Below are 24,525 nucleotides of genomic sequence, written 5' to 3'. Positions count from 1 at the left end.
CGCGATCTCCGCATTGTGCAAACCCACTCCTCCATGGGGGGGTGGGTAATGCAGGAACTTAGTACCTTGGTTTCACGCGGCAAGGGAGGCCGAGCGCTTGCCAAGGGTGCGTGGGGAAATGCCGCGCGCACTAGTGAATACACTAATAATAATAGGAGACACCCATGAGTACGCAACATGAAGTGCAGCTGCCGGTAGTTGGGCTGGCCGGCTTCGATGCTGGTCTCACTGAAGACGAACAGGCGGTGCAAGATGCGGTACATCGCTTCGCTCGTGAGGTGATGCGCCCCATCGGTCGCGAGTTGGATCGCATGCCCGCCGACCAGGCCTTTTTGCCTGGTTCGCCGTTCTGGCAATTCCATGGCGAGATCCAGAAGCTTGGCCTCGGTCCAGAGGCAATGAGCGGTCTTCCCCCTGAGCAAGTCTCTCGCATGGAAGGTCTGGTGTTTCAGGAGCTCGCTTGGGGGGATGCAGGTCTTGCCACCTCTGTTGGCGCAGGTGGCATGCCTATGTTGATGGCGCAGGCCAGTGGTCAACAGGAACTGATTGACCTGTGTGAAGGTCGACTTGGCTGTTGGTGTGCCACTCAACCTGATCGCGGCTCGGACGGTCTGATCCTGTACAAGCAAGAGCGTTATCCAGGATCGAAAGGTAATAAAGGAAATCTCCAGGCGACATTTATCGGCGACGAGATTGTCGTTAACGGTCAAACCTCGGCCTGGGTATCAAACGGTGCAGTGGCTCAGGTGGCTTTGTTGGACATTGTCGCTGATTACGGTGATGGTTTTTTCGACGAACATAACAGTACCTACGGCTGCAATATCATCATGCCGCTCGACCTGAAGGGCATTTCGCGCGGTAAGCCCCTTGAGAAGATCGGCAAGCGCTCCCTGCCGCAAGGCGAAATATATTTTGACAACGTACGCGTGCCTCGCCGTTTCGCCATTGCCACTCGAGATGACTATGACTTCAAGCACGCTCATGCCTGGGCTCATGCTGGCACTGCGATGAGCCACTTGGCTGCCGGTTTGGCCCGTGCAGCCTTCGAGCTGGCGTTGACTTATGTGCATGAACGTCACCAGGGTGGGGCGCTGCTCGCAGATCACCAGCTCACTCAGTATCGCCTGGGTGGCATCGGTATAAAGGTGGAGGCTATTCGCGCGATGGCCCGCCATGTTGCGCATTTTACTAAGTGCGCTCCGCGCCCACATCCCTACTTCACTGCCTCGGGCAAGGTTTTCTGCACTACCGAAATGATGAATGTGGTGCGTGAGTCCTTGCAGCTCTTCGGTGGTGCTGGTCTGACCCGTGAGTTTCCTATCGAGAAGCTCCTTCGCGATGCGCAGGCCATGCAGATCGAAGACGGAGAAAACAACGTCCTGCAGACCCATTATGGCTATCTGCTCAGCCGCCTGCACCAACAAGAAGGTTTCGGTCGCAACTAAACCGAACCAATCATCTATACAGAGCGAGGACATTTCCTTGAGCAAAAATTATCCTGTCGTCGTCTACGGTGCGAGTGGTTACACCGGTCGATTGATCATTGAGCATCTACGTGATCTCGGTGTGCCCTTTGTCGCTGCCGGGCGCAGTCGCGAGCGAATTGTTGAGGCGCTTCAACACGTACCTGGCATTGAAAACGCGGAGTACGAAATTGTTGAGGTTGAACATACGGTCGAGGCGTTGACCAAGTTGCTCACCGGCCGCAAAGTTATCTGCAACACAGTAGGGCCCTTCAAACGTTTCAATCTGGAAGTGGCCGAAGCCTGTCTGCGTGCAGGGGTTCATTACCTGGATACCACGGGTGAGCAAGCGGCGGTTCGTCAGATTGACGAGGCATTTGGCAAGGACTTTGCCAAGGCCGGTTTGGTGATGGTGCCATCGTTGGCCATGCAGTATGCAATCAGCGAGATCGCGGCTCAATTCTGCCTTGAGGTGCCAGGCGTCGATTCGCTTGAAATGCACGAAGTTTGTGAAGCGGTGCCCACTGTCGGCTCGGCCAATACCATTCTCGACTCTGCTTGCCAGCCATTCCACTATTTGAAAGACAACCAATTGGTGCCTTACAAAAAGATCGAGGTCAGCCAGATCTCGACCCCGGGCGGTCAAGTGCTGACGGCCACCAGTTGGGGGGGGAGCACCAACCCGCTATGGTTTGCGAATGATGGTCGCGTGCGCAACTGCAAGATGGACGTGGCAATGTGGAACCAGACCCTATACCAGAAACAGCTGGATCTGGAACGACTCTACTTCACGACACTGCAGTGGATTCCCGAACAGCAACTGCAACCTATCCTCGACAACATGGCTAGAGGGATCACGGCCAGCATGCCACCACGGGAGTCGCGTGGGGTGCATCGTTCAATCGACTGGTGCATGGCTACTGGCAACAACGTTGCTGTCAAAGCAACGATCTTTAGCACCGGCGGTTACTTGCAGACCGGCCTGCTGCAGGCCTATGGCGCTCGTCGCCTGATCTGCGAGACACCCCGGGTATCTGGCTTTCGCTCGCCTTCGCAGGTGTTCGGTCACCACGAGTTGTTGGGTTCGCTCAAGAGCTTCGGCTATGCCGCGCTCCAGGTCGAGCGTCTGGTCTGATTCGTCCCTGCATATTGAAGGATGCCTCTTATGAATTTTTCCACGTTTGCACTCCAGCAAGACGGTGCGGTCCTGCGCCTGACTTTCTCGAATCCACCGATCAACTTGATGAACTTCAAAATGGTCGAGGAGTTGTTTCAATTGGCCGGTCGTTTGCAGGTCGACCGCAGTGTCAAAGTGGTGGTGCTCGACAGCGCTGACCCGGATTTCTTCATTGCACACTTTGACCTTAACGATGTCATGGCGGCCGGGTCCGATCCACGTGCAGCGGGCAAGAGCCCTGATATCAATGGGGTTCAGGCACTCACACTGACCTGGCAGATGCTGCCGCAGATCACTGTGGCCAAGATCAACGGTCGTTGCCGTGGTGGCGGGCTGGAGTTCCTGCTGTGCCTGAGCATGCGTTTTGCCAGCACGGATTCGAAGTTTGGTTTCCCTGAGGCCAGTGCCGGTTTCCTGGCTAGTGGCGGCGGTGCCACGCGCTCAGCGATGTCCATGGGGCCGGCGCGGGCTCTGGAGTTTCTGTTGAGCTCCCGTGATTTCAGTGGCGAGGAAGCTGAGCGTTACGGCTTGATTAATCGAGCCTTGCCTGTCGGTGAACTCGACACCTATGTGGAGGATCTGGTTTGTCGTCTGGCCAAGCGTTCGCATGCGGTGGTGGCGATGAACCGTGAGGTGGTACGCCGTGTGTTTGAACCTTTCGTTGAGCCGCTGTTCAGCGCCTTGGCCGCCGAGAACGATGGTCTACGCAGCGGTTTGGCAGGTGAGGAGATGCAGGCCGGTTTCGCAGCTCTGTTGGCCGGGGGGCAGTCACGCGAGTTCGAACTCGATCTGCCAGGATCGCTCGACAAGTTGTTGCCGGTTGTAAAGTGATCCTGAATAAAAACAAGAGGAAACAGTAATGGCCATTATCGACTTCTTCGACCGCGGCCGGTCGCTGAACAGGTTCGGAACGGCTTTTGTCATGGACGGCGAAAGGTGGAATTACGAAGAGGCATACGGCATCACCTGTCAGGTGGCTCAAGCGCTGCTTAACGATGGTACTGGCAAGGGTTGCCATGGTGCGGTTCTGGCTGGCAATCATCCGTTGGCATGGATGTGCGTGCTTGGCTTATGGCGCGCCGGATTGGCATGGGTGCCACTGAATCCACGCAGTACCCCAGAAGAGAGCATCCAACTGATCAATGGGTTTGACGTCGAAGTGCTGTTCTTTCAGAAGGCTTATGCGTCGGCTGTGGAGCAGTACAAGGCGTTATGTCCTGGACTGTGCAAGCTAGTGTGCATCGATGGTCAAGTGGAAAACTGCATCTCGCTACCGGACTGGATTGCATCCCAGCCGTCGACGGCTCCGCAGGTGCTTCACGAGCCGCAGGATCTGGTTGCCATCATGCCTACTGGCGGTACGACAGGACTGCCCAAGGGGGTGATGCAGACGCATCGCAACCTTGGGGCTTCACTAATCAATGGCATTATCAATACCTACTATGAACCCGGTGAGCCTATCGTCAATCTGGCTGCTGCGCCGATGACCCATACGGCGGGTTTTCTGTCGTTGTCGGCCAGTGCGCGAGGCGGCACTGTGGTGGTGTTGAGCAAGCCCGATCCAATATCGCTGCTTGATGCGATCGAGGAGCATCGGGTGACCGAACTTTTCCTGCCCCCAACCGTTATTTATCGATTGCTTGAGACGCCGGGCATCGAGCAGCGCGACTTTTCCTCGTTACGCTATTTGATGTACGGAGCTGCACCGATGTCGCTGGAAAAGCTCAAGCGCGCACTGGAAATCTTCGGGCCGGTGATGCTGCAAGGCTATGGCCAGACCGAGGCTCCGGGGTCGATTGCCTTTTTACGTCCGGGGGACCATTTCGTGGACGGTCGTGTCGCGCCCGATAGTCGTCTATCGGCCTGCGGGTTGCCTTCGGTGACGAACGCACTGGTGATTATGGACGACTGTGGCCGGCAATTGCCGCAGGGGGATAGTGGTGAGATCTGTCTGCGCGGCGATATCGTGATGAAGGGCTACTACAAGGATCCGGAAAAGACCGCCGAGACCCTGGTCAACGGTTGGCTTCACACTGGAGATGTGGGGCATCTCGACGAAGAAGGCTTCCTTCACATCACCGACCGCAAGCGCGATGTCATCATCTCCGGCGGTTTCAATATCTATCCTGGAGAGGTTGAACAGGTGCTGTGGTCCCATCCTGCGGTGCTGGACTGCGCGGTGATCGGCGTGCCCGACGATAACTGGGGCGAGTCGGTTAAAGGTGTTGTCGAGCTTAAGCCGGATTGTACAGTCGATGCCAATACACTGATCGAGTTGTGCAAGCGCAAGCTCGGTTCAGTGAAAGCGCCAAAATCCATTGATTTCCTCTCGCCATTACCTCGTAGCAGCGTCGGCAAGGTACTCAAGAAAGATTTGCGTGAAATGTATTGGGGCGGCCGTTCGCGCCGCGTCTGATTTCAACTAAAGAGAACAATAAAATGACTAATCCTGTTAATCGTCAGTGGTTACTTGCACGTCGTCCAGTAGGCAGCATAGTGCCAGAAGACTTCAGCTACAGCGAATCCACGCCACCTGAGCCGGGTGAAAATGAGGTGCTGGTTCGTTCTCTGTATTTTGGCTTTGATGCAAGCCAACGCATCTGGCTGACCGACCATGGTGGTTATCTTCCAGCAGTAGGGGTCGGAGATCCTATACGGACCATGGGTATTGGTCAGGTTGTGGCTTCACGCCATCCAGGCTATGCGGAAGGTGATCTGGTCGAAGGCTTTTTGACTTGGCAGGACTACAACATTGCTCGTGCCGATGGGCCAATGCCGTTGCGTGTGCTACCCAGGTCGGACGACATGCCGATGACCTGGCATCTGGGAGTGCTCGGCGTGGGCGGGCTGACGGCTTACTTTGGGGTTACCGACGTTCTGAAGGTCGGGCCAGGGGATACCGTAGTGGTGTCTGCTGCAACAGGTGCGACCGGATCTTTGGTGGCCGGAATTTGCAAGGCAATGGGGGCGGATAGAGTTATTGGTATTGCGGGTGGTGCGCAGAAGTGTCGCTGGATTGTGGAGCATGCCGGTTACGATGAGGCTATCGATTATCAGAGTGAAGATATCGGAGCCCGTCTGGCCGAGCTTTGTCCTGAAGGGGTCAGCGCTTACTTCGACAATGTTGGGGGGGACATGCTCGACACCCTGTTGCTGCATATGGCACCCCGCGGGCGAATTCTTATCTGTGGCGCCATGTCTTCCGGCTATACCGATGTTCAGTTGCAAGGGCCGCGCAACTACATGTTCATCTGCGTGAAAATGCTCAGTGTGCAAGGGATTCTCCTGACCTTCTATCGTGATCGGCTGCAGGAGGGGGTTGAGCAAATGGGGCGTTGGATTGCCGAGGGCAAATTGAACGTGGCTGAAAGCGTCGTCGAAGGTTTCGAGCATGCACCGTCTCTTCTACCCACGCTGTTCACTGGAAAAAGTCCTGGCAAATTGGTGCTGAAGGTGGCCGACCCTGTTTGATGGCGGCTGGGCGTCTCGATGGAGGCGCCCACCACCCTCACGGCTTTGTAGCTCTCAATTACAGGAAGATCGCAAAAATGACGCATAACGACAGACGGCGCGGGGTGGTGGTGACCGGCGTTTCCACGGGCATCGGCCGCGCTATTGCCGAAGACCTTATGAAGGCTGGATATCTGGTGTTTGGAAGTGTGCGCCGACTGAATGACGCAACTGAACTGATGGAGTCCTTTGGCACGAGCTTTGTGCCGCTGTTGTTCGATGTGACCGACTCTGCGGCGTTGCCGGCGATAGTCGAGACCGTCTCCCAGCATCTGCAAGGGGATCCCTTGGCAGCACTAATCAACAATGCTGGCGTAAGCCTTAGCGGGCCGTTGCTGCTGCAGCCCGTTGAAGAGTTTCGCAAGACGTTCGAGGTCAATGTTTTCGGTGTGCTGGAGGTGACGAGAGCCTTCCTGCCCCTGTTAGGTGCCAGCGAGCAAACGGGCAAGCGGCCTGGTCGAATCATCAATATCGGCTCGGTGGCAGGGGCTGTTACCACGCCGTTCATGACAGCGTACTCTGCTTCAAAGCATGCGATCGAGGCGCTGAGCCAAGGTCTGCGGCGCGAGTTGATACCCTACGGTATTGAGGTCTCGACTATTGAACCGAGTTTCATTCGTTCAAGTCTCTTCGAGAAAGCTGCCACCATTGGCGCAGAGCACCGCTATCAAGACACTCATTACCAGATATTGTGGCAACAGTTCAATCGTGCGCTTGCGCAGCAGGAGGCCAAAGCGGCGTCGCCGAACAAGGTGACTCGTGCGGTGCTGCATGCACTCAAATCGCGCTATCCACGCACCCGCTATCCATTAGATCGTATCTGGTACATCGGCCGATGCCTGCCTGACCGGGTCTTCGACAAACTCATCTTCAAAGTACTCGGGATTGACAGGCTTATTCTGCCCAGCCCGATTAAAAAAACGTAGGGCCCCATCGAAGCCAGCCTCTGAAAGATAATCGGCAAGAGGGCGAGTCCGGCTTCGATCATCTTCCATGAGTAATCAATCAAGATCATTCCGGGCCTAATGCACAGCCCTGGAATCGGTGAACGTCAGGCGGGCTCTATTTGGCGCACCGGGATGAGGATGTTCGACATCCGGCTGTTGCGTTCCATCCTCTGTTGCGGTGTGTCTTCACTGTGGAGCAAGGAGAGGGTGAGCTGGTAAGCGTAAATAAGGTAGGCACGGTCCTCGGCTTCACTTTGCGGTACGTCTGCCTGAAGCAGCAGGCCCTCGATGTAACTGAGGCGGTGACTGTCCACTTCATCAATGGCCAGGCGGGCTTGTTTGTCCCGACGAGCCCAGGCACGAATGCCAAGTTCAATAGCGGCCGCATCCCGAGCGGTCTGACCGTGAGAGGGTAGCTCCAGCAAACGTTGCAGTTGTTGCAGGGGAGAACTGTGTGCGTTGCGCAGATGCAGAATCACATCCTCGGTGGCGCGTGCTCGCCAGTTGCCAAGAATGCCTTCGAGCAATTCGCCACGGCTTTTGAAGTGGTAGTAAAAACTTCCCCGGGTGATCTTCAGCTCCTTAGCTAGCGTGTCGACCCGGACGGCATCTACACCGCTCTTAACCAGGACATGCTGGGCTGCGTGAATCCAATCTTCTCGGGTGAGACTGGTGCGTGATGTCATTGTCTGAGGGCCTTTTCCAACGAGCTGGATGAGCGCCAGGGGCCTGACCCTGACAGGTCGCCTTCGGCAGCAAAGCAAACATTCTAACGCCAAGTGCTAGCGTGCAGCCATTGCCGGGGCGTTTGAAACCATTCCCAGTGACAGTCGAGATGCTAGCGCATCAAACCGCTCAGTGAGCCTGCATATAAAGTACACATATGTATGTTTGTTCGCCATCATCAGCGCTTACCTTCAAAAATAATCTTTAAAATTCGGATGCTCAGCGTTTTTTTCGTTGACGGTATTTTGGTTCGACAATAACATGCAGATACACATCTGTATGTTAATTGAAGAATCGGAGGCCTGTATGAACGGTATTGGAAAAACCCTGCTGGCAGCAGGACACAAGACCCACTATCACGAAGCGGGTCAGGGCGAAGCTCTGTTCTTACTGCATGGTTCAGGCCCTGGCGTTTCCGGCTGGACCAATTGGGCCAGGACGATGGACGTGTTCGCCGATCAGTGGCGAGTGATCGTTCCAGACATTGCCGGCTTCGGTTTCACCGAGTTTCAGGAAGATGCGAAATACGACATCAAGCTTTGGGTCAATCATCTGGTCGGCATTATGGATGCGTTGGACATTCCCAAGGCTTCGTTTGTAGGCAACTCCTTCGGCGGGGCTGTGGCAATCGGTCTTGCGATTTTTGCGCCTGAGCGTGTCAACAAACTGGTTCTGCTGGGCACGCCTGCTGGCGAGTTCGTTCAGACCCCGGGTCTGCGCGGAGCTTGGGAATATGAGCCGTCCCTGGAAAACATGCGCCAGTTGATGGAGCTGTTCCCTTTTGACAAATCCTTGATCACTGAAGAGTTAGTCAAAGCTCGCTATGACGCCAGCGCCCGTCCCGGTGCGCAGGAAGCACTACGCAAGTTGATTCCTAAACCCGCCGCCGAAGGCGAGACCATCGTCAAAGGGTTTCCGGCAGTTGCTTTGGCCAAGATCACAGCCCCGACACTGGTGGTTCATGGGCGTGAAGATCGTGTGGTTCCGCCGCAATGCGGTTTGTTGATCGCCAACAGTGTGCCGAACGCCGACCTGCATTTGTTCGCCCGTTGCGGGCACTGGGTACAAACCGAGCAACCGCGTCGTTTTGCGGCGCTGGTTCGCGACTTCTTGAGCGAGTAACCACCATGAGCCGAAACGTATTGGAGCGAGTGCTCTGGCAATTGTCAGTCGAGCGCGCCGCCAAAGATCAATTCCGAAAGGACGCTCGCTTATTCCTCAGTCGTTTCGCTTTGAGCGAGGAGGAAGTGGATATGGTGATTGGTTTCGATGTCGCGGCGCTTCAAGGGTTAGGGGTCAATCCAATGTTGACCATGGGCTTTTGGCAGGAATTGTCCGAACAGCGCGACATGTCCATCTACAAGAAGCGCCTAGGCGCTACTGACGAACAACTGGCGGGTTTTTCCGCCGCGCTTAAGGGGTGATCCAATGGGCAAGATAGTTGGCGGTTTCTGGATGCCGCATGATCCGGTCATGTTTGTCGCACCCCAGGCGCCAGAGCAGACGCAGCGCGACGCAGTGTGGGGTGCATATGAGGAGTGCGCCCAACGTCTTGCGCAATTGGAGCCGACGTCGGTGATCATCGTTGGCTGCGACCATTACATCCTTTTCGGGACTCAATGCCTGCCGCGTTATGTAATCGCGACCGGAGATGTCGATGGTCCGATTGACCGCTTGCCAGGGCTAGCACGCGGCGTGGTGAATAACCAGCAAAAGCTTGCAGGGCATATCGTCGAGCATGCCGCGAAGCAGGATATCGACTGGACAGTCGCTCGCAGTTTCACTGTCGATCACTCCTTTTCGATCCCGCACCAATTGGTGGTAAAGCCGGCGCAAGACCTCCTTGGTCGTGAGTTGCCGACTATTCCGGTGTACCTGGCCTGTGGCGTCGACCCGTACATATCGCTCAAGCGCAGTGCTGATCTTGGCCGACAAATCCGGGCGGCGGTCGAAACATTCGATGCCGATGAGCGTGTGGTCATCATTGGTAGCGGTGGCATCAGTCATTGGGTGGGTACCGCAGAAATGGGACGTGTCGCCGAAGATTTCGATCGGGAAATCCTCGCGCTGGGTGTCAATGGCGACCTGCAAGGTCTGTGTGCCTATTCAGATGGGGAGATTCTACGGCGTGCAGGTAATGGCGCTATGGAAATCCGCAATTTCGCGTGCGCCCTGGCGGCAGTTCCTGAGCCTCGGGGAGAAGTGATCGCCTATGAAGCAGTTCCCGCCTGGGTCACTGGATTGGGTTTCGTTCAATTGATTTCGGGGGAGTAAGGGCTATGAGTCGAGTATTGCTATGTCAACGTGATGAGCTGGCACCTGGATCGTTGAAAAAGGTTACTCATGGCGATGTGGGTGATATCTGCGTGTACAACCTGGGTGGCACTTTCTATGCCACCGCCGATATGTGCACCCATGCCACCGCATCCCTGGCTGAAGGTGACCTCGAAGATGACCTGATCACCTGCCCGGTGCACTGGGGTCAGTTCCATGTGCCTTCTGGCAAGGCTATGACCTTTCCCTGCGAAAAGCACTTGCGCACCTATCGCATCATCGTCACCGATAAAGAGGTGTACGCCGATGTGGCGCTCGAATCTGAAGAAGCGCTGGTCGCGGCCCAGAGTCCGGTCTGACCGGTTAGCTGTATCAACCCAATTTCCGGGAGCCTGAATCATGGATAACAAACGCATACCACTCAGAACCATTGAGTCCACGCCAAGCCTGCCGAATCTCGACAGGGTGTGCGATATGGAAGAGGGCCGGCTTTCTGGCAAGGTGTTCTGGGACGAAGCCATTTACGAACAAGAGCTCGAGAAAATCTTCGCTCGTTGCTGGTTGTTCGTTGCTCATGAATCTCAGTTGCCCAAGTCGGGCGATTATCTGACTACCTCCATGGGTGAAGATGAGGTGCTGGTGGTCCGCCAGAAGGATGCCTCGATAAAGGTTTTCCTCAATGCCTGCCCGCACCGTGGCAACAAGGTTTGTTTCGCTGAGGCGGGAAACGCTCGGGGGTTCATCTGCAACTATCACGGCTGGTCCTTCGGTGCCGATGGTGGTCGACTGTTGGGCATGCATGAGTCCAAGTGCTACGAAGAAAGCAATTTCGATAAGTCCCAAAACGGACTGCGTGAGGCCCGCGTTGCCAGCTACAAGGGGCTAGTGTTTGCCACGTTCGCAGATGACGCGCCGACGCTCGAAGAGTACCTGGGGCCAATGACATGGTACCTGGACGTAATACTTGACATGGACGAAGGCGGCAGTGAATTCCTTGGCGGCTGCGTTCGTTCAACCATTGAATGCAACTGGAAAATCGCTGCGGAAAACTTTGTCGGCGATATTCTGCACGGAGGCTGGACTCATGACTCGGCAGCCAAGGCCATGCTGGGCGGGCCAGTAGCGAACGTCGGTGAGTTACCGGAATCGTACTCGGTCAACTGGAATGGCCATGGTTACGAGTTCGCCACTGACGTGGTTGGCAATGCCGCCACGTTGGGTGAAAGGGATATCAACAAATACCTGCATGTGCTGCGTCCGAAAGTCGCAGAGCGCCTGGGCGAGTTTCGTTCGAAGTTGATCGGCTCTATCTCGTCGTTCACCGTTTTCCCGAACTTCTCCTTCTTGCCAGGCCAGAACACTGTTCGCATCTGGCAGCCTCGTGGTCCGCACAAAATCGAGCTGTTTACCTGGGTGATCGTTAATAAGAACGCCCCACAGGACATCAAGGACAAGTGGAGACGAGGAGCGATGATGACCTTCTCGCCCACAGGTGTTTTTGAGATGGATGATGGCGAGAACTGGGAATATTGCACCAAGACCAGTCGCGGCATGGTGACTCGTTACCAAGACTTGTATGTCGGGCTCGGTATGAACACGCGAATTGAAAACAGCGAAATGCCCGGCAACGTTTTCAAAGGCCAGCTCAATGAGTGCAACGCTCGCGCTTTCTATCAGCGTTGGAAAGATCTGTTGCAGGCACCGACTTGGTCGGATGTCCCGGATCGTAACGGCACGATGCGTTGAAGGAGACGAAAATGAACGTGTTGCCTTTGGAAAAAACGGTCTCTCTCGACGACGTTCGAAAGGTCGAGGCCTTCTTGTTGCGTGAGGCTCGTCTGCTCGACAACGAGTCCTGGGACGAGTGGCTGCAGATGCTTAGCGAGGGGATTCACTACTGGATGCCGGGTATCGAAAACCGGCGGCGTGAAGACAAATCCGGTCCGTATCAAGCGGACCACATGGCGTTCTTCGATGACGGCATGCGTGAGTTGCAGCGCAGGGTTGCACGCTTCAAGCAGCCTTCGGCCTGGGCGGAAAATCCGCCCACCCGTAACGTGCACCTGATCAGCAATATAGAAGTGTATTCCGCGGATGCAGAAGGTGAATTCATTGCTTATTCCTGCTTCATGAATGTACGTAGCCGCGGCCTGGACGAGTCCCACCAGTTGGTCGGGCGGCGTGAGGATTTGCTGCGCGTCGAAGCTGATGGCTTGAAGTTGCTCAAACGCAAAATTCTCATTCCTAACGCGATGTTGCTGTGCAAGAACATCAACACCTTCCTCTGAGGATGCGCATATGGGTTGGCTCGAAGGGCAAGTAGCACTCGTCACCGGGGGAACCGGTGGCATTGGCAAGGCCATCGTTCGGCGTTATGTGGCCGAAGGCGCCCGGGTGGGTGTGATGGCTCGAGACAGCGAGCAATTGTCGGTGCTGCGAATGGAACTTGGCGATGCGATTGTCACCATTCAAGGTGATGTAGCGAGCTATCAGGACAACCAGCGCGCGGTGGCGACGGTACTGGAAGCTTTTGGTCGCCTGGATACCTTCGTTGGTAACGCGGCGGTTTTCGACTACTTCACTCGTTTGGATCGTATTGCTCCAGAAGATTTCGAAAGTGCTTTTCAGCGGTTATTCGCAACGAATGTGCAAGGTTATCTGCTTGGCGCGCGTAGCTGTATCGATGCGCTGCGGGAAAGTCGCGGAAGCATGATTTTTACCCTGTCCAACAGCGCGTTTTATGCTGGCGGCGGTGGAATTCTTTACGTGACCGCCAAGCATGCATTGGTCGGAATGATCCGGCAGTTGGCGTATGAGCTGGCGCCGGATATTCGCGTCAACGGTGTGGCACCAGGCGCCACCAACACCCCGATGAAAAGCCTGGAAGGCTTGAACCAGCGCAGCGTGCCACTCAATCAGATTCCTGGCTTCGAAGAAGGTGCTGCGCAGTCGGTACCGCTGCAGCGTATTGCAGAGCCAGAGGATCATACCGGCCATTATGTGCTGCTTGCCTCCCGTGAAAATTCCGGGTTGACCACAGCGAACATTATTCATAGCGACGGCGGCTGGGAAATCCGGAGTGCCGGAGCTCGTAGTCCACGCAAGCCCTGAATCCGAACGCTGTCTCTAATAACAAGTGCAACAAGAGAACTGTTTGATGAGCGTTGATAACCGAGTCCTCAGTGCATCGCAGAAGAAACTTTTGGAGTTGTTCTCCGGACTGAGCATTCCGGTACTGGCGGCGCCCATGTTTCTGGTATCCGGGCCACGTTTGCTCAGCGCCTGCTGCCAGGCTGGAATCGTTGGCAGTATGCCCGCACCCAATGCGCGTACTGTGGATCAGTTGCAGCAATGGCTGGAAGAGATTATCGGCGATCGAGACGTCGCTCGGGGGCGTGGTGAAACCTGGGCCCCGTGGATGCTGAACATGATTGTGCACAGCACCTACGATCGTTTCGAAGCAGAGCTGGATTTGGTCCGTCGCTATCAGCCACAAATCGTGTCCACGGCGTTGGGTAGCCCGAAACGGGTGATGGATGCAGTGCATGAATATGGGGGGGTGGTCATCGCCGACGTCATTACTCCGGTGTTGGCACGCAAGGCTGTTGATGCGGGCGTCGACGGACTGGTGCTGGTCTGTAACGGTGCCGGCGGCCACACCGGTAGTTACAACCCGTTTGCATTCATTGCCGAGGTGCGGAAGTTCTGGCAGGGCCCTTTGGGTTTGGCTGGCGCGATCTCGAATGGTCGGGATATTCATGCTGCGCAAATTCTAGGTTGTGATTTTTCATTAGTAGGCACCCGACTGATCGCTGCGAGTGAAAGTCTTGTCGATGATGCCTACCGCGAGATGCTGGTGGCCTGTTCGATGGACGATGTAGCGACCACCAAAGCGGTCAGCGGCGTGCTCGCCAGCTGGATGAAACCTTCTTTGGAACAGGCCAGTATTGATCTGACTTCGGACAATCGGTCCAGCATCGATTTTTCAGGTGACATCGCCAGTGCCAACAAAGCCTGGAAACACGTGTGGTCGGCGGGGCAAGGGGTCGGGCAGATCACCCGTCACTACACCGTTGCCGAGCTGGTCGACGAACTGCATGAAGGTTATCGGGTAAGCCGAGCAGGGGCTCTGTGAGCCTTTCCCATCATCGTTAGAGGAGATATCCGATGAGTCAAGAATCTATCCAGGCTGCTGCTTCGGTTTTAGCCCAGGCGCGTCAGACACGTAGCACCTGTAGCCGTATTTCCGAACGTTTCGACATTCACACCCTTGCCGACGCCTATGCTGTGCAGGAAATCAATACCCGTGCCGCACTGGCGACCGGTCGACGTTTGAGCGGGCGCAAAATCGGTTTGACTTCGTTGGCGGTGCAACAGCAGTTGGGGGTGGACCAGCCAGACTTCGGCATGCTGTTCGCTGACATGGAATGCCTTGACGGTGAAGCCATCGATAGCACCCGATTGATTCAGCCAAAGGCCGAAGGCGAGATCGCTTTTGTCCTGGGTCGCGACTTGCCTAACGCAGACACCACCTTGGGGGAATTGATGCGTGCGGTGGACTACGTGGTTCCTGCCTTGGAGATCGTCGACTCGGCCATCGAAGACTGGAAAATAACTTTGGTGGATACAGTCGCCGACAACGCCTCTTCGGGACTGTATGTACTGGGCAAGATCCCGGTGGCCTTGGCCAGTCTGGATTTGGCGCTGGAAGGCATGCTGCTTGAGAAAAACGGCGCACAGGCCGCTATTGGTGTCGGTGCCGCCTGTATGGGTAACCCGCTCGATGCTTGCCTATGGCTGGCACGCACCATGGCCCAGGCCGGGCGGCCACTGCAGGCGGGGGACGTGCTGTTGTCCGGAGCATTGGGGCCAATGGTTCCCGTGTTGGCCGGCGATAGCCTTCGACTGCGACTGACCCGCCTGGGTGAAGTGAGCTGCCGTTTCGTATGAATTTGTTTACCTGTCCGGCAGATGGAACACAGCCAACAACAGTGATCGGTGAGCAGCGACCAAGTGTTTGTTGAACTCACTAGGGCATGCCATGCATGAGCCTGAAGTCATCCTCCTTGCTGAAGTTTTTGGAGAATCCGTATGAACATTGGAAAACTCAAAGTCGCCATCATCGGTTCCGGCAACATCGGCACCGATTTGATGATCAAAATTCTGCGCAATGCAAAGCACCTGGAAATGGGGGCCATGGTCGGCATTGATCCGGCCTCCGATGGCTTGGCCCGAGCCCAACGCATGGGTGTGGCAACCACCCATGAAGGGGTCGAAGGGCTGACTCGCATGGAGGTGTTCAAGGATATCGATTTTGTGTTCGATGCCACCTCTGCCGGCGCCCATGTAAAAAACGACGCCTTTCTGCGTTCGGTCAAGCCGGGGATCCGTCTGATCGACCTGACACCAGCGGCGATCGGTCCGTACTGCATTCCGGTGGTCAATCTGGAGCAGAACCTCGATCAGCCGAACGTCAATATGGTCACCTGCGGTGGCCAAGCGACTATTCCCATGGTCGCTGCGGTATCGCGGGTAGCGAAGGTGCACTACGCCGAAATCATTGCCTCGATCGCCAGTAAATCAGCCGGCCCAGGTACTCGAGCCAACATCGACGAGTTCACCGAGACCACATCCAAAGCTATCGAGGCGGTCGGAGGTGCGGGTAAGGGCAAGGCAATCATCATCATGAACCCGGCCGAGCCGCCACTCATGATGCGCGATACAGTTTTCGTTCTGTCGGAAGCGGTCGACCAGGCCAAAGTCGAGGCCTCCATTGAGGAGATGGCGGCTGCGGTCCAGGCCTATGTGCCAGGCTATCGGCTGAAGCAGAAAGTTCAGTTCGATGTAATTCCCGAAGATGCGCCCCTGAACATTCCTGGCCTGGGTAAGTTCTCAGGCCTCAAGACCTCGGTATTCCTCGAAGTTGAGGGCGCCGCCCACTACCTGCCAGCCTATGCTGGCAACCTCGACATCATGACGTCCGCCGCGCTGGCTACCGCCGAGCGCATGGCGCAGTCAATGCTGAACGCCTGAGGAGAATCGCCATGAGTTTTAATCCCGGTAAAAAACTGTACATCTCCGATGTGACCCTGCGCGACGGAAGTCATGCGATCCGTCACCAGTATTCCATTCAGAATGTGCAGGACATCGCCCGTGCCCTGGACAAGGCCAAGGTCGACTCGATCGAAGTCGCCCACGGCGACGGTCTGCAAGGTTCAAGCTTCAACTATGGCTTCGCTGCCCATACCGACCTGGAGTGGATCGAAGCTGCCGCCGATGTGATCAGTCACGCCAAAATCACCACCCTGTTGCTGCCGGGTATCGGGACGGTGCATGACCTCAAGGCCGCCTACGATGCCGGCGCCCGAGTGGTCCGTATCGCGACTCACTGCACCGAAGCGGACGTATCGAAACAGCACATCGAATACGCCCGCGAACTGGGCATGGATACCGTCGGCTTTCTGATGATGAGCCATATGATCGCCCCGGAGCATTTGGCCCAACAAGCCAAATTGATGGAGAGCTATGGTGCGACCTGCGTGTACATGGCTGACTCAGGCGGTGCCATGAACATGCAGGACGTGCGCGAGCGCTTCCGCGCGTTCAAGGCGGTGCTCAAGCCAGAAACCGAAACCGGCATGCACGCTCACCATAACCTGAGTCTGGGGGTCGCCAACTCCATCACGGCGGTGGAAGAGGGTTGCGACCGCATCGACGCCAGCCTTGCGGGCATGGGGGCGGGGGCTGGTAACGCACCATTGGAGGTGTTCATCGCCGCCGCCGATCGCTTGGGCTGGAACCACGGCACTAACCTCTACACCTTGCTCGATGCTGCCGATGACATCGTCCGCCCGCTTCAGGACCGCCCAGTGCGAGTTGACCGCGAGACCTTGGCCTTGGGGTATGCCGGGGTCTACTCCAGCTTCCTGCGTCATGCCGAAATCGCCGCTGCCAAGTATGGCCTCAAGACCCTCGATATCCTTGTGGAACTGGGCAAGCGGCGAATGGTTGGTGGTCAGGAAGACATGATCGTGGACGTTGCACTGGATTTGCTCTCTAGCAAGCAATACACGAACTGAGAATGACATACAGGTTTGTTTGTCACGGCCACGCAAAATTGTGGCGGGCAAACCGGTTTTTAGTAGTGAGGAAAAGGCCATGAGTTTTCAAATACAGATCCAACCCGTTGGTCTCAGCTATACGGTGGCCGAGGAGCAAAGCATTCTCGATGGTGCTTTGGCGGATGGTTTGATGCTTAAGCACAGCTGCCGAACAGGTACATGTGGCAGTTGCAAGGGCAAATTACTCAGCGGTGAAGTAGATCATGCCAACAGCCCGTTGGATGTGTTGAGCGCCGAGGAGCGCGAACGCGGGCTGGCCTTGTTCTGCTGTGCGAGAGCGAAATCCGATCTGGTGATTGACGCACCGGAAGTCACTGAGCTGCGTGGCATCAGCATTCAGCAAATGGGCGCCAGAGTCGCAAGCATAGATAAAGTCAGTCACGATGTTGCGGTGTTGAAACTGACCATGGCTCCCGGATCGAACTTCGACTATTACCCTGGCCAGTATGTCCAGATCTTGCTGAAAGACGGTGGCCGTCGCAGTTACTCGATGGCGACTTCCACCCCAGTCAACAACCAGTTGGAACTGCACATCCGACACATGCCAGGCGGGGCATTCAGCGGCCATGTGTTCAACGAGTTGCAGCCCAAGAGCATATTGCGGCTGGAAGGTCCGTTTGGTTCATTTTTCCTGCGTGGCAACGAGCGGCCAATGATTTTTCTGGCCAGCGGTACAGGCTTCGCACCGATCCAGGCATTATTGGAACAACTGCGTGCTCAAGGCTCCAATCGGCGCCCGGTTTATCTGTACTGGGGTGGGCGGCGACGTGAGGATCTCTATCGGCATGAGCAGCTCCTTGCCTGGGAGGCTGAATTGCCTTGGTTGCGTTATACGCCGGTACTCTCGGAGCCAACACAGGAGTGTGATTGGCAGGGCGCGAAAGAGTTTGTTCATCGCCAGGTGCTCAAGGACTTCCAGACGTTACAAGACTTCGAGGTTTACGCATGTGGGGCGCCAATTGTCGTCGAATCTGCCCGTAAGGAGTTTGTCCGCGATTTGGGCCTACCCGAAGAACATTTCTATGCCGATGTTTTCGTTTAAGTCGCAATGCTTGAATCACCGGAACGCATGAGTCCATCAATAATGAAGTTAATACACGATATCCAGAAACGCCCGGGAGCATCCAGCATGTGTCAAAGAATTAATTGAGCGCTATTTAGCTAAGCTGTAGAAGGCCAACTCTGTCATCAACGGATGATAATAAAAGGGTGCGACGATGATTTCAAAAGGTGATGCTTTCGCCAATCTGAGTGTTCAATCCAAACTTGTTATCGGGTTTTCGCTCGTGATGAGTATTGGACTCTCAGTGACCAGCACCGGATTTTATAGCGCACATACGCTGTCTGGTTTATTGGATAGAAGCCTTCGCTTGGGAGAGTTGAAGAATAATGTACTTAGCTTAAGTGCTGCGGGAGACCGCTACCAGTTTCTAAAGGATCTGGATTCAGGGCGTCTTCAAACGGAAGCTGTACAGCGTATGGAGAATAGTCTTGCGGAGTCAAAATCTTACTTGACAGATGCGCAGGAGATTGAGCTTCGTCAGTTAATAGCAAAATTCAGGGAGTCGAAAGAAGGAGGCGGCTCCGACAATCACGACAATATAGGCAGGGCTGATCAGGCTAAGTTGGGTGTCAGTTTAAAGAGGCAAGATAGGGTTGATAATGCTCTCGTCGGGTTGGTTGATAGCTTGCTTGAAGATGTAATTGCCGAACGAAGTCGTCAGGTTTCATATGTATATGTTTTACTTTGTTTAATGTCATTACTTGCAACGGCTGGGAGCGCGTTTGCAGTTTGGTTGATTTCGCGTTCGTTAGTGCCCCCATTAAAGTCGACGGTAGATATTGCAGAACGTATTGCTTCGGGTAATCTTATGGATGTTGAAGACTCTTCCCGACAAGATGAAATAGGTCGCCTGCTGAGATCAATCCGCAAAATGGCGAGCGGACTAAGAACGCTGGTGGGCTCAATTGGCCAAGGGGCCAAGCAATTGAGCAGTGCATCGGCTAAATTATCGCTAGATAGTGCTGAGGCGCAGATTAGTTTTGAACAGCAAAGGGTCGAAGTCAGCCAGGTTCTAATGTCTATCAATGAACTAGTTGCAACAGTTCAAGAGATTGTGCGCAATACCGAGATGGCGGCTGACGCAGCAGTTGAAACCGGTAGAAAAGCGCAGGATGGGGAGCTAATCGTCAATGGCACTGTTGATCAAATTGAGTACTTGGCAATAGACATGGAGTCACTCGGATCTGCGATGGATAATCTACAGCAAGGTAGCGAAAAGATCGGTCAGGTGGTCGATGTGATTAAAGCGGTTGCTGAGCAAACAAATTTGCTAGCACTTAATGCTGCAATTGAAGCAGCGCGAGCTGGGGATCAGGGGCGAGGATTTGCGGTTGTCGCAGATGAAGTGAGGGCACTTGCTATCAGGACTCGTCAATCAACTGAGGAAATAGAACAGTTGATTAGTTTTCTGCAGGCAGGAGCCATACAAGCGTCCAAGTTGATGAATCAAAGCAGTCAGCGCACCGCAGAGGCTGTGGGTCTTGCTCAAAAAACAAAGTCAGCGCTGAGTGAAATCAGTCAGGCCGTCTCTGATATTCAAGCAATGAATCAGAAAATAGCAGCATCGGCTGAACAACAGGGAGTCGCTGTAAAAGAAATCAATCAAAATATTGTAAGTGTTAGCGAAAAAGCAGGCCAGTCGGCCTCTCGATCCGCTCATGCTCTTAATTCAATTGAAGAGCTCGGCCGTTTAGGGCGTGATCTAGACTCTGCTGTTCATCGATTCAATTGGTAGTTAAATTAAAGTCGTGAAGTGTTAAGTGATACCTGTTCAATGAATGTTGAATTACCGAACTTCGGGTTGAAGATGCCCTGGGCTGGTTTAATCCTTTGTCGTGAAAGCCGGCCGCCGACAGTTTAAGTCGACGAGACAGTGACTCACGACCTAGGTCGACCTTGTGTGTCTCCAGAAACTACAGGTGGAGGGATGAGTGAATAATAAAGTTGATGAAATAAAGCGCCATGCCGTACGCCTTATAGCGGAAAAAGGTTTCGAGGCAATGTCTTTGCGTCAACTGGCTGCAGCGGTGGGAGTGTGCCCTGGTTCGGTCTATGCGCACTACGAAAGCAAAGGTCAATTACTGCAGGAGTTGTACTGCGATTACCTGAAAGACCTCATGTTCGTATGGGTGGACCAGCGCAAGCAAGATCGAGAAAAGCAAAGTGCCGAGCAAATGCTCATGCGTTTTGTCGCTGTGTATGTTGGCTTCTACTACCGCAAGGCTGCGGAGAGCCTGATTGTGCAGCTGGATTTTCGAAGCCTGGACGATCAGGGCAAGGCGATGGTCAACGAGCTGACGGAGCTGTACGAGGCGGAGCTCGGGTCAATTCTGCGTCAAGGTATGCTTGACGGAGTGTTCCAGTTCTGTGATTTGCTTTCAGTACAGCTGGCCATTCTGTGCGTTTTGCGAGGCTTTTGCGCGGCGGGTTGCAGTGCAGCTCCCATGCCCGAGTCGTGGACCATCGAGGCATGCGTTGCGAACGCTTTTCGGTTGGCCGGCGTCCAGCAACAGTGCGATCCAATCAGTCAGCATCGCGTGCGCACGGTGAGCTGCAAGGTGCGACCGAGTTTGTCCACCATCAAGTCTTAAAGGACTTTCAGAGTTTGCAGGACTTTGAGGTTTACACATGTGGGGCGCCAATCGTAGTTGAGTCGGCGCGTCGGGATTTTGTTTACGGCTTGGGGCTATCGGGGGAACAGTTCTATGCCAATGTTTGGTTGGAGGCTCTTTAATTTATAGAGGTTTATCCTGCCGAGTATCATCGCGATCAGTGTTGCTCAAGGCGCGAGGGGGACGGCAACGAACAGATGATTCACGCAACTCGCAGATGGACAAGGGCCCGGCAAAGTGTTGCTGGGAGCTGTATCAGGCCACCATATTTTAGTGGCCTGCACATCCTGCTGCGCCGGCTTCAATGGCCGTGCGCGGAACCTTCTTACTTCACAAGGCCGAACGGATCCGGCACGACACGTTGATTGGCATTGTTCCAAAAATTCTGGAGCACAAAACCATACTCGGGCAGGTTATTGATGAAGGGGGATAGCATATTGTTGGCGGTTGGAAGCTTCCAGTCAGCTTGCAACTCGCACGCCAGCGCAAAGGTAGTAACCAGTTCGGCGCCTGCATTGGCCATGCGCGACATGGCAGATTGCGCTTCATAAGTGCTCCACGCCCCACAAGCGTCGACAACGGGGAACACCTTATAGCCATCCTGCAGCATTGACAAGGTTGGAAACGCACAGCAAGTCCCGATGGTAACCGCCGAGATGATGATGTGTTGGCGGCCGGTTTTAGCGACAAGGTCTTCCAGCGCCTTGCGGAAAGTTGGATCCTCGTAGCAATTGATGATCCCTGTGCGGCGGTAGATTGGCTGGTCGGCGAAAAGCTCCTTGAGCTCAGGCAGCGTGTCTCCATTTTGCCATTGCGCGTTCGAGCTCGACAGTAGTACTGGAATATTTAAGGCATGGGCGGTGCGAGCCAAGCCAACAATGTTACTTTTGTATTCTGCTAGGGAGCTAAAATCACGCACCCCTGCCATCAGCCCTATCTGGTGGTCGATAAATAGGATGATGCTGTTTTCTGGCGTGGGTTTTTCATAGGCGTAGCGACCAACTCGCTTGGCTTCTTCGTTGGTGGTGCGTGTTGGTAAGGCGCTGTCTTGCAGGCCACTGATTATGTCGGCTGGACGATCAATCATGGTCAACTCCTAGCTAGGGTCGCAGCAAGATTGCTGCGACAGCGAAGAGTGTATATATGTAGTCCACCTGGATAAGCTGACTCGACTAAGATGGAGTATTCCAAAAAATGATACAATGTATGTGTTATGGATAAATTTCTTGAAATGAAGGTGTTCGTCACGGTGGTGAGTGTCGGCAGCTTCGTAAAAGCTGCTGACGAATTGCGGATGTCAAAAGCCAGCGTGTCGCGTTATGTCAGCGAGCTAGAGGCGCGTCTTGGAATAAGGTTGTTGCAAAGGAATACACGCAAAATTTCAGTGACGGAGGATGGAGATATTTTTCATGCGCGCTGCATGAAGCTACTAGCGGGCCTCGACGAGGCTGAGGCTGAGATCACTGCCAACAAGAACGATGCGATTGGACAACTCAAAGTCAATGTACCAGTAAGCTTTGGTCTCATGCACCTTAATCCATTGTGGACCAAATTCATGATGCTACATCCCAGACTCACACTGGATGTGACATTATCCGATCAAGTAGTCGATTTGGTGGCTGAAGGCTATGATCTGGCTGTTCGTATCGCGCGCCTGCCAAATTCGTCGCTGATAACCCGTAAACTTACTTCAACCAGAATGATCTTGTGCGCATCACCGGAATATCTCGCTCAGCATGGCACACCTTTGCACCCAGCTGACCTTGCAGCGCGCGCGGTGATGTCGTACAGCTTGTATTCATCGGGTGAAAACTGGGAGTTTGATGGCCCTGAAGGGCAAGTGATCGTAAAGGTTATCCCCCGCATGCGTGCCAACAGTGGTGATACCTGTTGTGCCGCAGCGCTGAATCACCAAGGCATCATGTTGCAGCCTTCTTTTCTGGTCAGTGAACACTTGAAGTCTGGAGCGCTTGTGGAGGTCTTACCGCAGTATCGCTCGATTGAACTTGGCGTCTACGCAGTCTATCCGACTCGCAAGCACGTCTCGCACAAAGTACGTCTTCTTATTGAATTCCTGGTCCAAGCTTTTCATACCCGTATGTGGCTCGAATGAGTTTTCGACGCGTGACTCGCGGGATGGAGATCTTCAGATGTTATCTTGCAAACTTTGTAAGGGTAAGTGCCTACAATGGGCCTTGCTTGTTATGTCGGATCAAATTTTACGGCTCGATAGTTTGATTGATCTAGGGGGCGGCTGTGTCTGTTAACTAAAGCCGAACGAAAGTTTAACTGAAATATGGACCATTCATGTGAGCATCGGAGATAGGAGCGGAGGGGCTGTTTCGGGTAATTAACATCGCGAGTTTAGAGCTCAGAAGATTTGATCAAGAGGCTCCCCGTGTCAGGAAAACGTATTCTAGTTGTCGAAGACGATGCCGACAGCGCCAGCATTCTCGAGGCCTACCTGCGTCGCGACGGCTTCGAAGTGATACTGGCCGAAGACGGACAACGTGGCATTGATTTGCACCACCGGCACAAGCCCGACCTGATCTTGCTGGATATGATGCTACCAAGAATGAGCGGAACCGAAGTGCTTACGACCGTCAGACGCTGCAGTGATACACCAGTAATCATGGTCACGGCGATGGGTGATGAGCCGGAAAAATTGGGAGCCTTGCGTTATGGCGCAGATGACTATGTCACCGTGGTTGGGCAAAATCCTTTGCTGACAGCCAGCACGATTGTCCAGCGGTTGGGGCCGCAGATCGCAGCCATAAAACTGCCACCCGGCTATCGGATCGAACTCGGCGGAGAAATTGAAGATTCTGCCGACGCCAACGAGGCGTTGCTTCAATACTTACCGCATGCCCTGATCGCGATATTCCTGCTATTCGTCTGGCAGTTCAAATCGTTCCGAAAACTGTTGATCGTGGTGTCCAGTGTTCCGTTTGTACTAATTGGGGTAGCGGTTGCGCTTTTAATAACGGGATATCCATTCGGTTTCATGGCGACCTTTGGCTTGCTATCGCTTGCCGGAATCATCATTAACAACGCCGTGTTGCTGCTTGAGCGCATTGAGGTGGAGCTAACAGACGGCTTGTCTATTCATGACTCTGTAGTAAAGGCATGCCGTCATGCGCCTGAGACCAATTGTAATGACCAAGCTGACCTGCATCATTGGCCTTGTGCCGCTGATGCTGTTTGCAGGGCCACTGTGGGAAGGCATGGCGATTACAATTATGGGGGGGGGCTTGCGTTGGGAACGCTGGTGACATTGGGCTTGATTCCGGTGCTATATGAGATTCTCTTTGCGAAAATTCCGGCTTGTGTCAAGCAGTCACGAGTATGAATCAAAATGCGAAAAGACTCGGGGCCGAGTGCTGTCATTAACGACCAAATGAAAATGCCGAGTTCGCCCACACGTTTGACTCCAAATTTGTTAATCAGCAGTCCGACAGGAATCAAGAGCAAAGCATAGCTCCGAATGAATGACGAGAAGAGGTAACCCATGCCGATCAAGGAAAGATGTAATTCCTCTGTGATGGATTTGGCTGCGATAGAGGGGACGATTCTGTCCATGTAGTTGATCATGGGCAGTGAGAAAAGAAGATGGCTATCCAGCCGCTGAGGCA

Annotated in this window: 23 protein-coding genes and 3 pseudogenes; 23 read left to right on the top strand and 3 right to left on the bottom strand. The window is 54.4% G+C overall.

The genetic code is table 11. The features are described from left to right. Nucleotides 1-164: 164 nt before the first annotated feature. The 6 genes from T3A99_RS05775 (at nt 165) to T3A99_RS05750 (ending at nt 7,076) form a co-directional block, all read left to right on the top strand. Nucleotides 165-1,445 (top strand): acyl-CoA dehydrogenase family protein, encoded by a 1,281-nt coding sequence (locus T3A99_RS05775; RefSeq protein ID WP_322834070.1) that lies wholly within the window; start codon nt 165-167, stop codon nt 1,443-1,445. Beyond that, entirely contained in the window at nt 1,393-2,598 is a 1,206-nt protein-coding gene (locus T3A99_RS05770) for a saccharopine dehydrogenase family protein (RefSeq protein ID WP_322834069.1), read from the top strand. The genes T3A99_RS05775 and T3A99_RS05770 overlap by 53 nt, the downstream gene beginning before the upstream one ends. A gap of 30 nt (nt 2,599-2,628) precedes the next feature. Next, complete coding sequence (locus T3A99_RS05765) at nt 2,629-3,471, top strand: enoyl-CoA hydratase/isomerase family protein (protein ID WP_322834068.1); 843 nt, start codon at nt 2,629-2,631, stop codon at nt 3,469-3,471. 28 nt (nt 3,472-3,499) lie between these two features. Further along, entirely contained in the window at nt 3,500-5,056 is a 1,557-nt protein-coding gene (locus T3A99_RS05760; protein WP_322834067.1) for an AMP-binding protein, read from the top strand. A gap of 23 nt (nt 5,057-5,079) precedes the next feature. Continuing rightward, nucleotides 5,080-6,111, top strand: a complete 1,032-nt coding sequence (locus T3A99_RS05755) for an NADP-dependent oxidoreductase (RefSeq protein ID WP_322834066.1) — start codon at nt 5,080-5,082, stop codon at nt 6,109-6,111. 77 nt (nt 6,112-6,188) lie between these two features. Next, nucleotides 6,189-7,076, top strand: coding sequence for an SDR family oxidoreductase (locus tag T3A99_RS05750; protein WP_322834065.1), 888 nt, complete (start codon nt 6,189-6,191; stop codon nt 7,074-7,076). Nucleotides 7,077-7,201: 125 nt separating this feature from the next. Here T3A99_RS05750 and T3A99_RS05745 read toward each other — a convergent pair whose 3' ends face one another. Next, nucleotides 7,202-7,783 carry a TetR/AcrR family transcriptional regulator gene (locus T3A99_RS05745; protein WP_322834064.1) on the bottom strand — a complete coding sequence of 194 codons (582 nt, stop codon included), beginning with the start codon at nt 7,781-7,783 and terminating at the stop codon, nt 7,202-7,204. Nucleotides 7,784-8,102: 319 nt separating this feature from the next. On the opposite strand from T3A99_RS05745, the gene T3A99_RS05740 reads away from it, so the two are divergent. The 14 genes from T3A99_RS05740 to T3A99_RS05675 all read left to right on the top strand — a co-directional run bounded on the left by T3A99_RS05740 (nt 8,103) and on the right by T3A99_RS05675 (nt 20,872). Next, complete coding sequence (locus T3A99_RS05740) at nt 8,103-8,945, top strand: alpha/beta hydrolase (RefSeq protein ID WP_322834063.1); 843 nt, start codon at nt 8,103-8,105, stop codon at nt 8,943-8,945. Between the two features lie 5 nt (nt 8,946-8,950). Beyond that, nucleotides 8,951-9,247 carry an extradiol ring-cleavage dioxygenase gene (locus T3A99_RS05735; protein WP_322834062.1) on the top strand — a complete coding sequence of 99 codons (297 nt, stop codon included), beginning with the start codon at nt 8,951-8,953 and terminating at the stop codon, nt 9,245-9,247. A 4-nt stretch (nt 9,248-9,251) separates the two neighbouring features. Further along, nucleotides 9,252-10,097 carry a protocatechuate 3,4-dioxygenase gene (locus tag T3A99_RS05730; RefSeq protein WP_322834061.1) on the top strand — a complete coding sequence of 282 codons (846 nt, stop codon included), beginning with the start codon at nt 9,252-9,254 and terminating at the stop codon, nt 10,095-10,097. Nucleotides 10,098-10,102: 5 nt separating this feature from the next. After that, on the top strand, nt 10,103-10,456 hold the full coding sequence (locus T3A99_RS05725; protein ID WP_322834060.1) for a non-heme iron oxygenase ferredoxin subunit: 354 nt from the start codon (nt 10,103-10,105) through the stop codon (nt 10,454-10,456). Nucleotides 10,457-10,496: 40 nt separating this feature from the next. Further along, the gene (locus T3A99_RS05720; RefSeq protein WP_322834059.1) at nt 10,497-11,843 is read left to right on the top strand and encodes an SRPBCC family protein; all 1,347 of its coding nucleotides are present in this window, start codon (nt 10,497-10,499) and stop codon (nt 11,841-11,843) included. 11 nt (nt 11,844-11,854) lie between these two features. Then, a complete protein-coding gene (locus T3A99_RS05715) occupies nt 11,855-12,385 on the top strand; it encodes a 3-phenylpropionate/cinnamic acid dioxygenase subunit beta (RefSeq protein WP_322834058.1) in 531 nt (176 codons plus the stop codon). Between the two features lie 10 nt (nt 12,386-12,395). Further along, nucleotides 12,396-13,208 carry a 3-(cis-5,6-dihydroxycyclohexa-1,3-dien-1-yl)propanoate dehydrogenase gene (gene hcaB, locus T3A99_RS05710; protein WP_322834057.1) on the top strand — a complete coding sequence of 271 codons (813 nt, stop codon included), beginning with the start codon at nt 12,396-12,398 and terminating at the stop codon, nt 13,206-13,208. A gap of 46 nt (nt 13,209-13,254) precedes the next feature. Then, nucleotides 13,255-14,232, top strand: a complete 978-nt coding sequence (locus T3A99_RS05705) for a nitronate monooxygenase (protein ID WP_322834056.1) — start codon at nt 13,255-13,257, stop codon at nt 14,230-14,232. Between the two features lie 32 nt (nt 14,233-14,264). After that, nucleotides 14,265-15,047 (top strand): 2-keto-4-pentenoate hydratase, encoded by a 783-nt coding sequence (locus tag T3A99_RS05700; RefSeq protein ID WP_322834055.1) that lies wholly within the window; start codon nt 14,265-14,267, stop codon nt 15,045-15,047. Between the two features lie 141 nt (nt 15,048-15,188). After that, the gene (locus T3A99_RS05695; protein ID WP_322834054.1) at nt 15,189-16,130 is read left to right on the top strand and encodes an acetaldehyde dehydrogenase (acetylating); all 942 of its coding nucleotides are present in this window, start codon (nt 15,189-15,191) and stop codon (nt 16,128-16,130) included. An 11-nt stretch (nt 16,131-16,141) separates the two neighbouring features. Next, a complete protein-coding gene (gene dmpG, locus T3A99_RS05690) occupies nt 16,142-17,176 on the top strand; it encodes a 4-hydroxy-2-oxovalerate aldolase (protein WP_322834053.1) in 1,035 nt (344 codons plus the stop codon). A gap of 79 nt (nt 17,177-17,255) precedes the next feature. Then, nucleotides 17,256-18,260, top strand: a complete 1,005-nt coding sequence (locus tag T3A99_RS05685) for a CDP-6-deoxy-delta-3,4-glucoseen reductase (protein ID WP_322834052.1) — start codon at nt 17,256-17,258, stop codon at nt 18,258-18,260. Between the two features lie 175 nt (nt 18,261-18,435). Beyond that, nucleotides 18,436-20,016 (top strand): methyl-accepting chemotaxis protein, encoded by a 1,581-nt coding sequence (locus tag T3A99_RS05680; RefSeq protein WP_322834051.1) that lies wholly within the window; start codon nt 18,436-18,438, stop codon nt 20,014-20,016. Nucleotides 20,017-20,212: 196 nt separating this feature from the next. Continuing rightward, nucleotides 20,213-20,872, top strand: coding sequence for a TetR/AcrR family transcriptional regulator (locus T3A99_RS05675; RefSeq protein ID WP_322834050.1), 660 nt, complete (start codon nt 20,213-20,215; stop codon nt 20,870-20,872). 346 nt (nt 20,873-21,218) lie between these two features. Here T3A99_RS05675 and T3A99_RS05670 read toward each other — a convergent pair whose 3' ends face one another. Next, entirely contained in the window at nt 21,219-21,980 is a 762-nt protein-coding gene (locus T3A99_RS05670; protein WP_322834049.1) for an isochorismatase family protein, read from the bottom strand. A 126-nt stretch (nt 21,981-22,106) separates the two neighbouring features. On the opposite strand from T3A99_RS05670, the gene T3A99_RS05665 reads away from it, so the two are divergent. The 3 genes and pseudogenes from T3A99_RS05665 to T3A99_RS05660 form a co-directional block, all read left to right on the top strand. Further along, nucleotides 22,107-23,006, top strand: a complete 900-nt coding sequence (locus tag T3A99_RS05665) for a LysR family transcriptional regulator (protein WP_322834048.1) — start codon at nt 22,107-22,109, stop codon at nt 23,004-23,006. Nucleotides 23,007-23,291: 285 nt separating this feature from the next. Next, nucleotides 23,292-23,594, top strand: a pseudogene (locus tag T3A99_RS27830) (response regulator); the annotation flags it as partial. Beyond that, nucleotides 23,592-24,242, top strand: a pseudogene (locus T3A99_RS05660) (efflux RND transporter permease subunit); the annotation flags it as partial. The pseudogenes T3A99_RS27830 and T3A99_RS05660, both read left to right, overlap by 3 nt. A 62-nt stretch (nt 24,243-24,304) precedes the next feature. Here the strand turns inward: T3A99_RS05660 and T3A99_RS05655 are convergent. Further along, nucleotides 24,305-24,472: pseudogene (locus T3A99_RS05655) on the bottom strand (MFS transporter); the annotation flags it as partial. Between the last annotated feature and the right edge of the window lie 53 nt (nt 24,473-24,525).

Source organism: Pseudomonas sp. N-137, from assembly GCF_034555295.1.
Lineage (GTDB): Bacteria > Pseudomonadota > Gammaproteobacteria > Pseudomonadales > Pseudomonadaceae > Aquipseudomonas > Aquipseudomonas rhizophila.
Note: the sequence above shows the minus strand (reverse complement) of the source record. Positions and strands in the feature narration are given on the sequence as shown.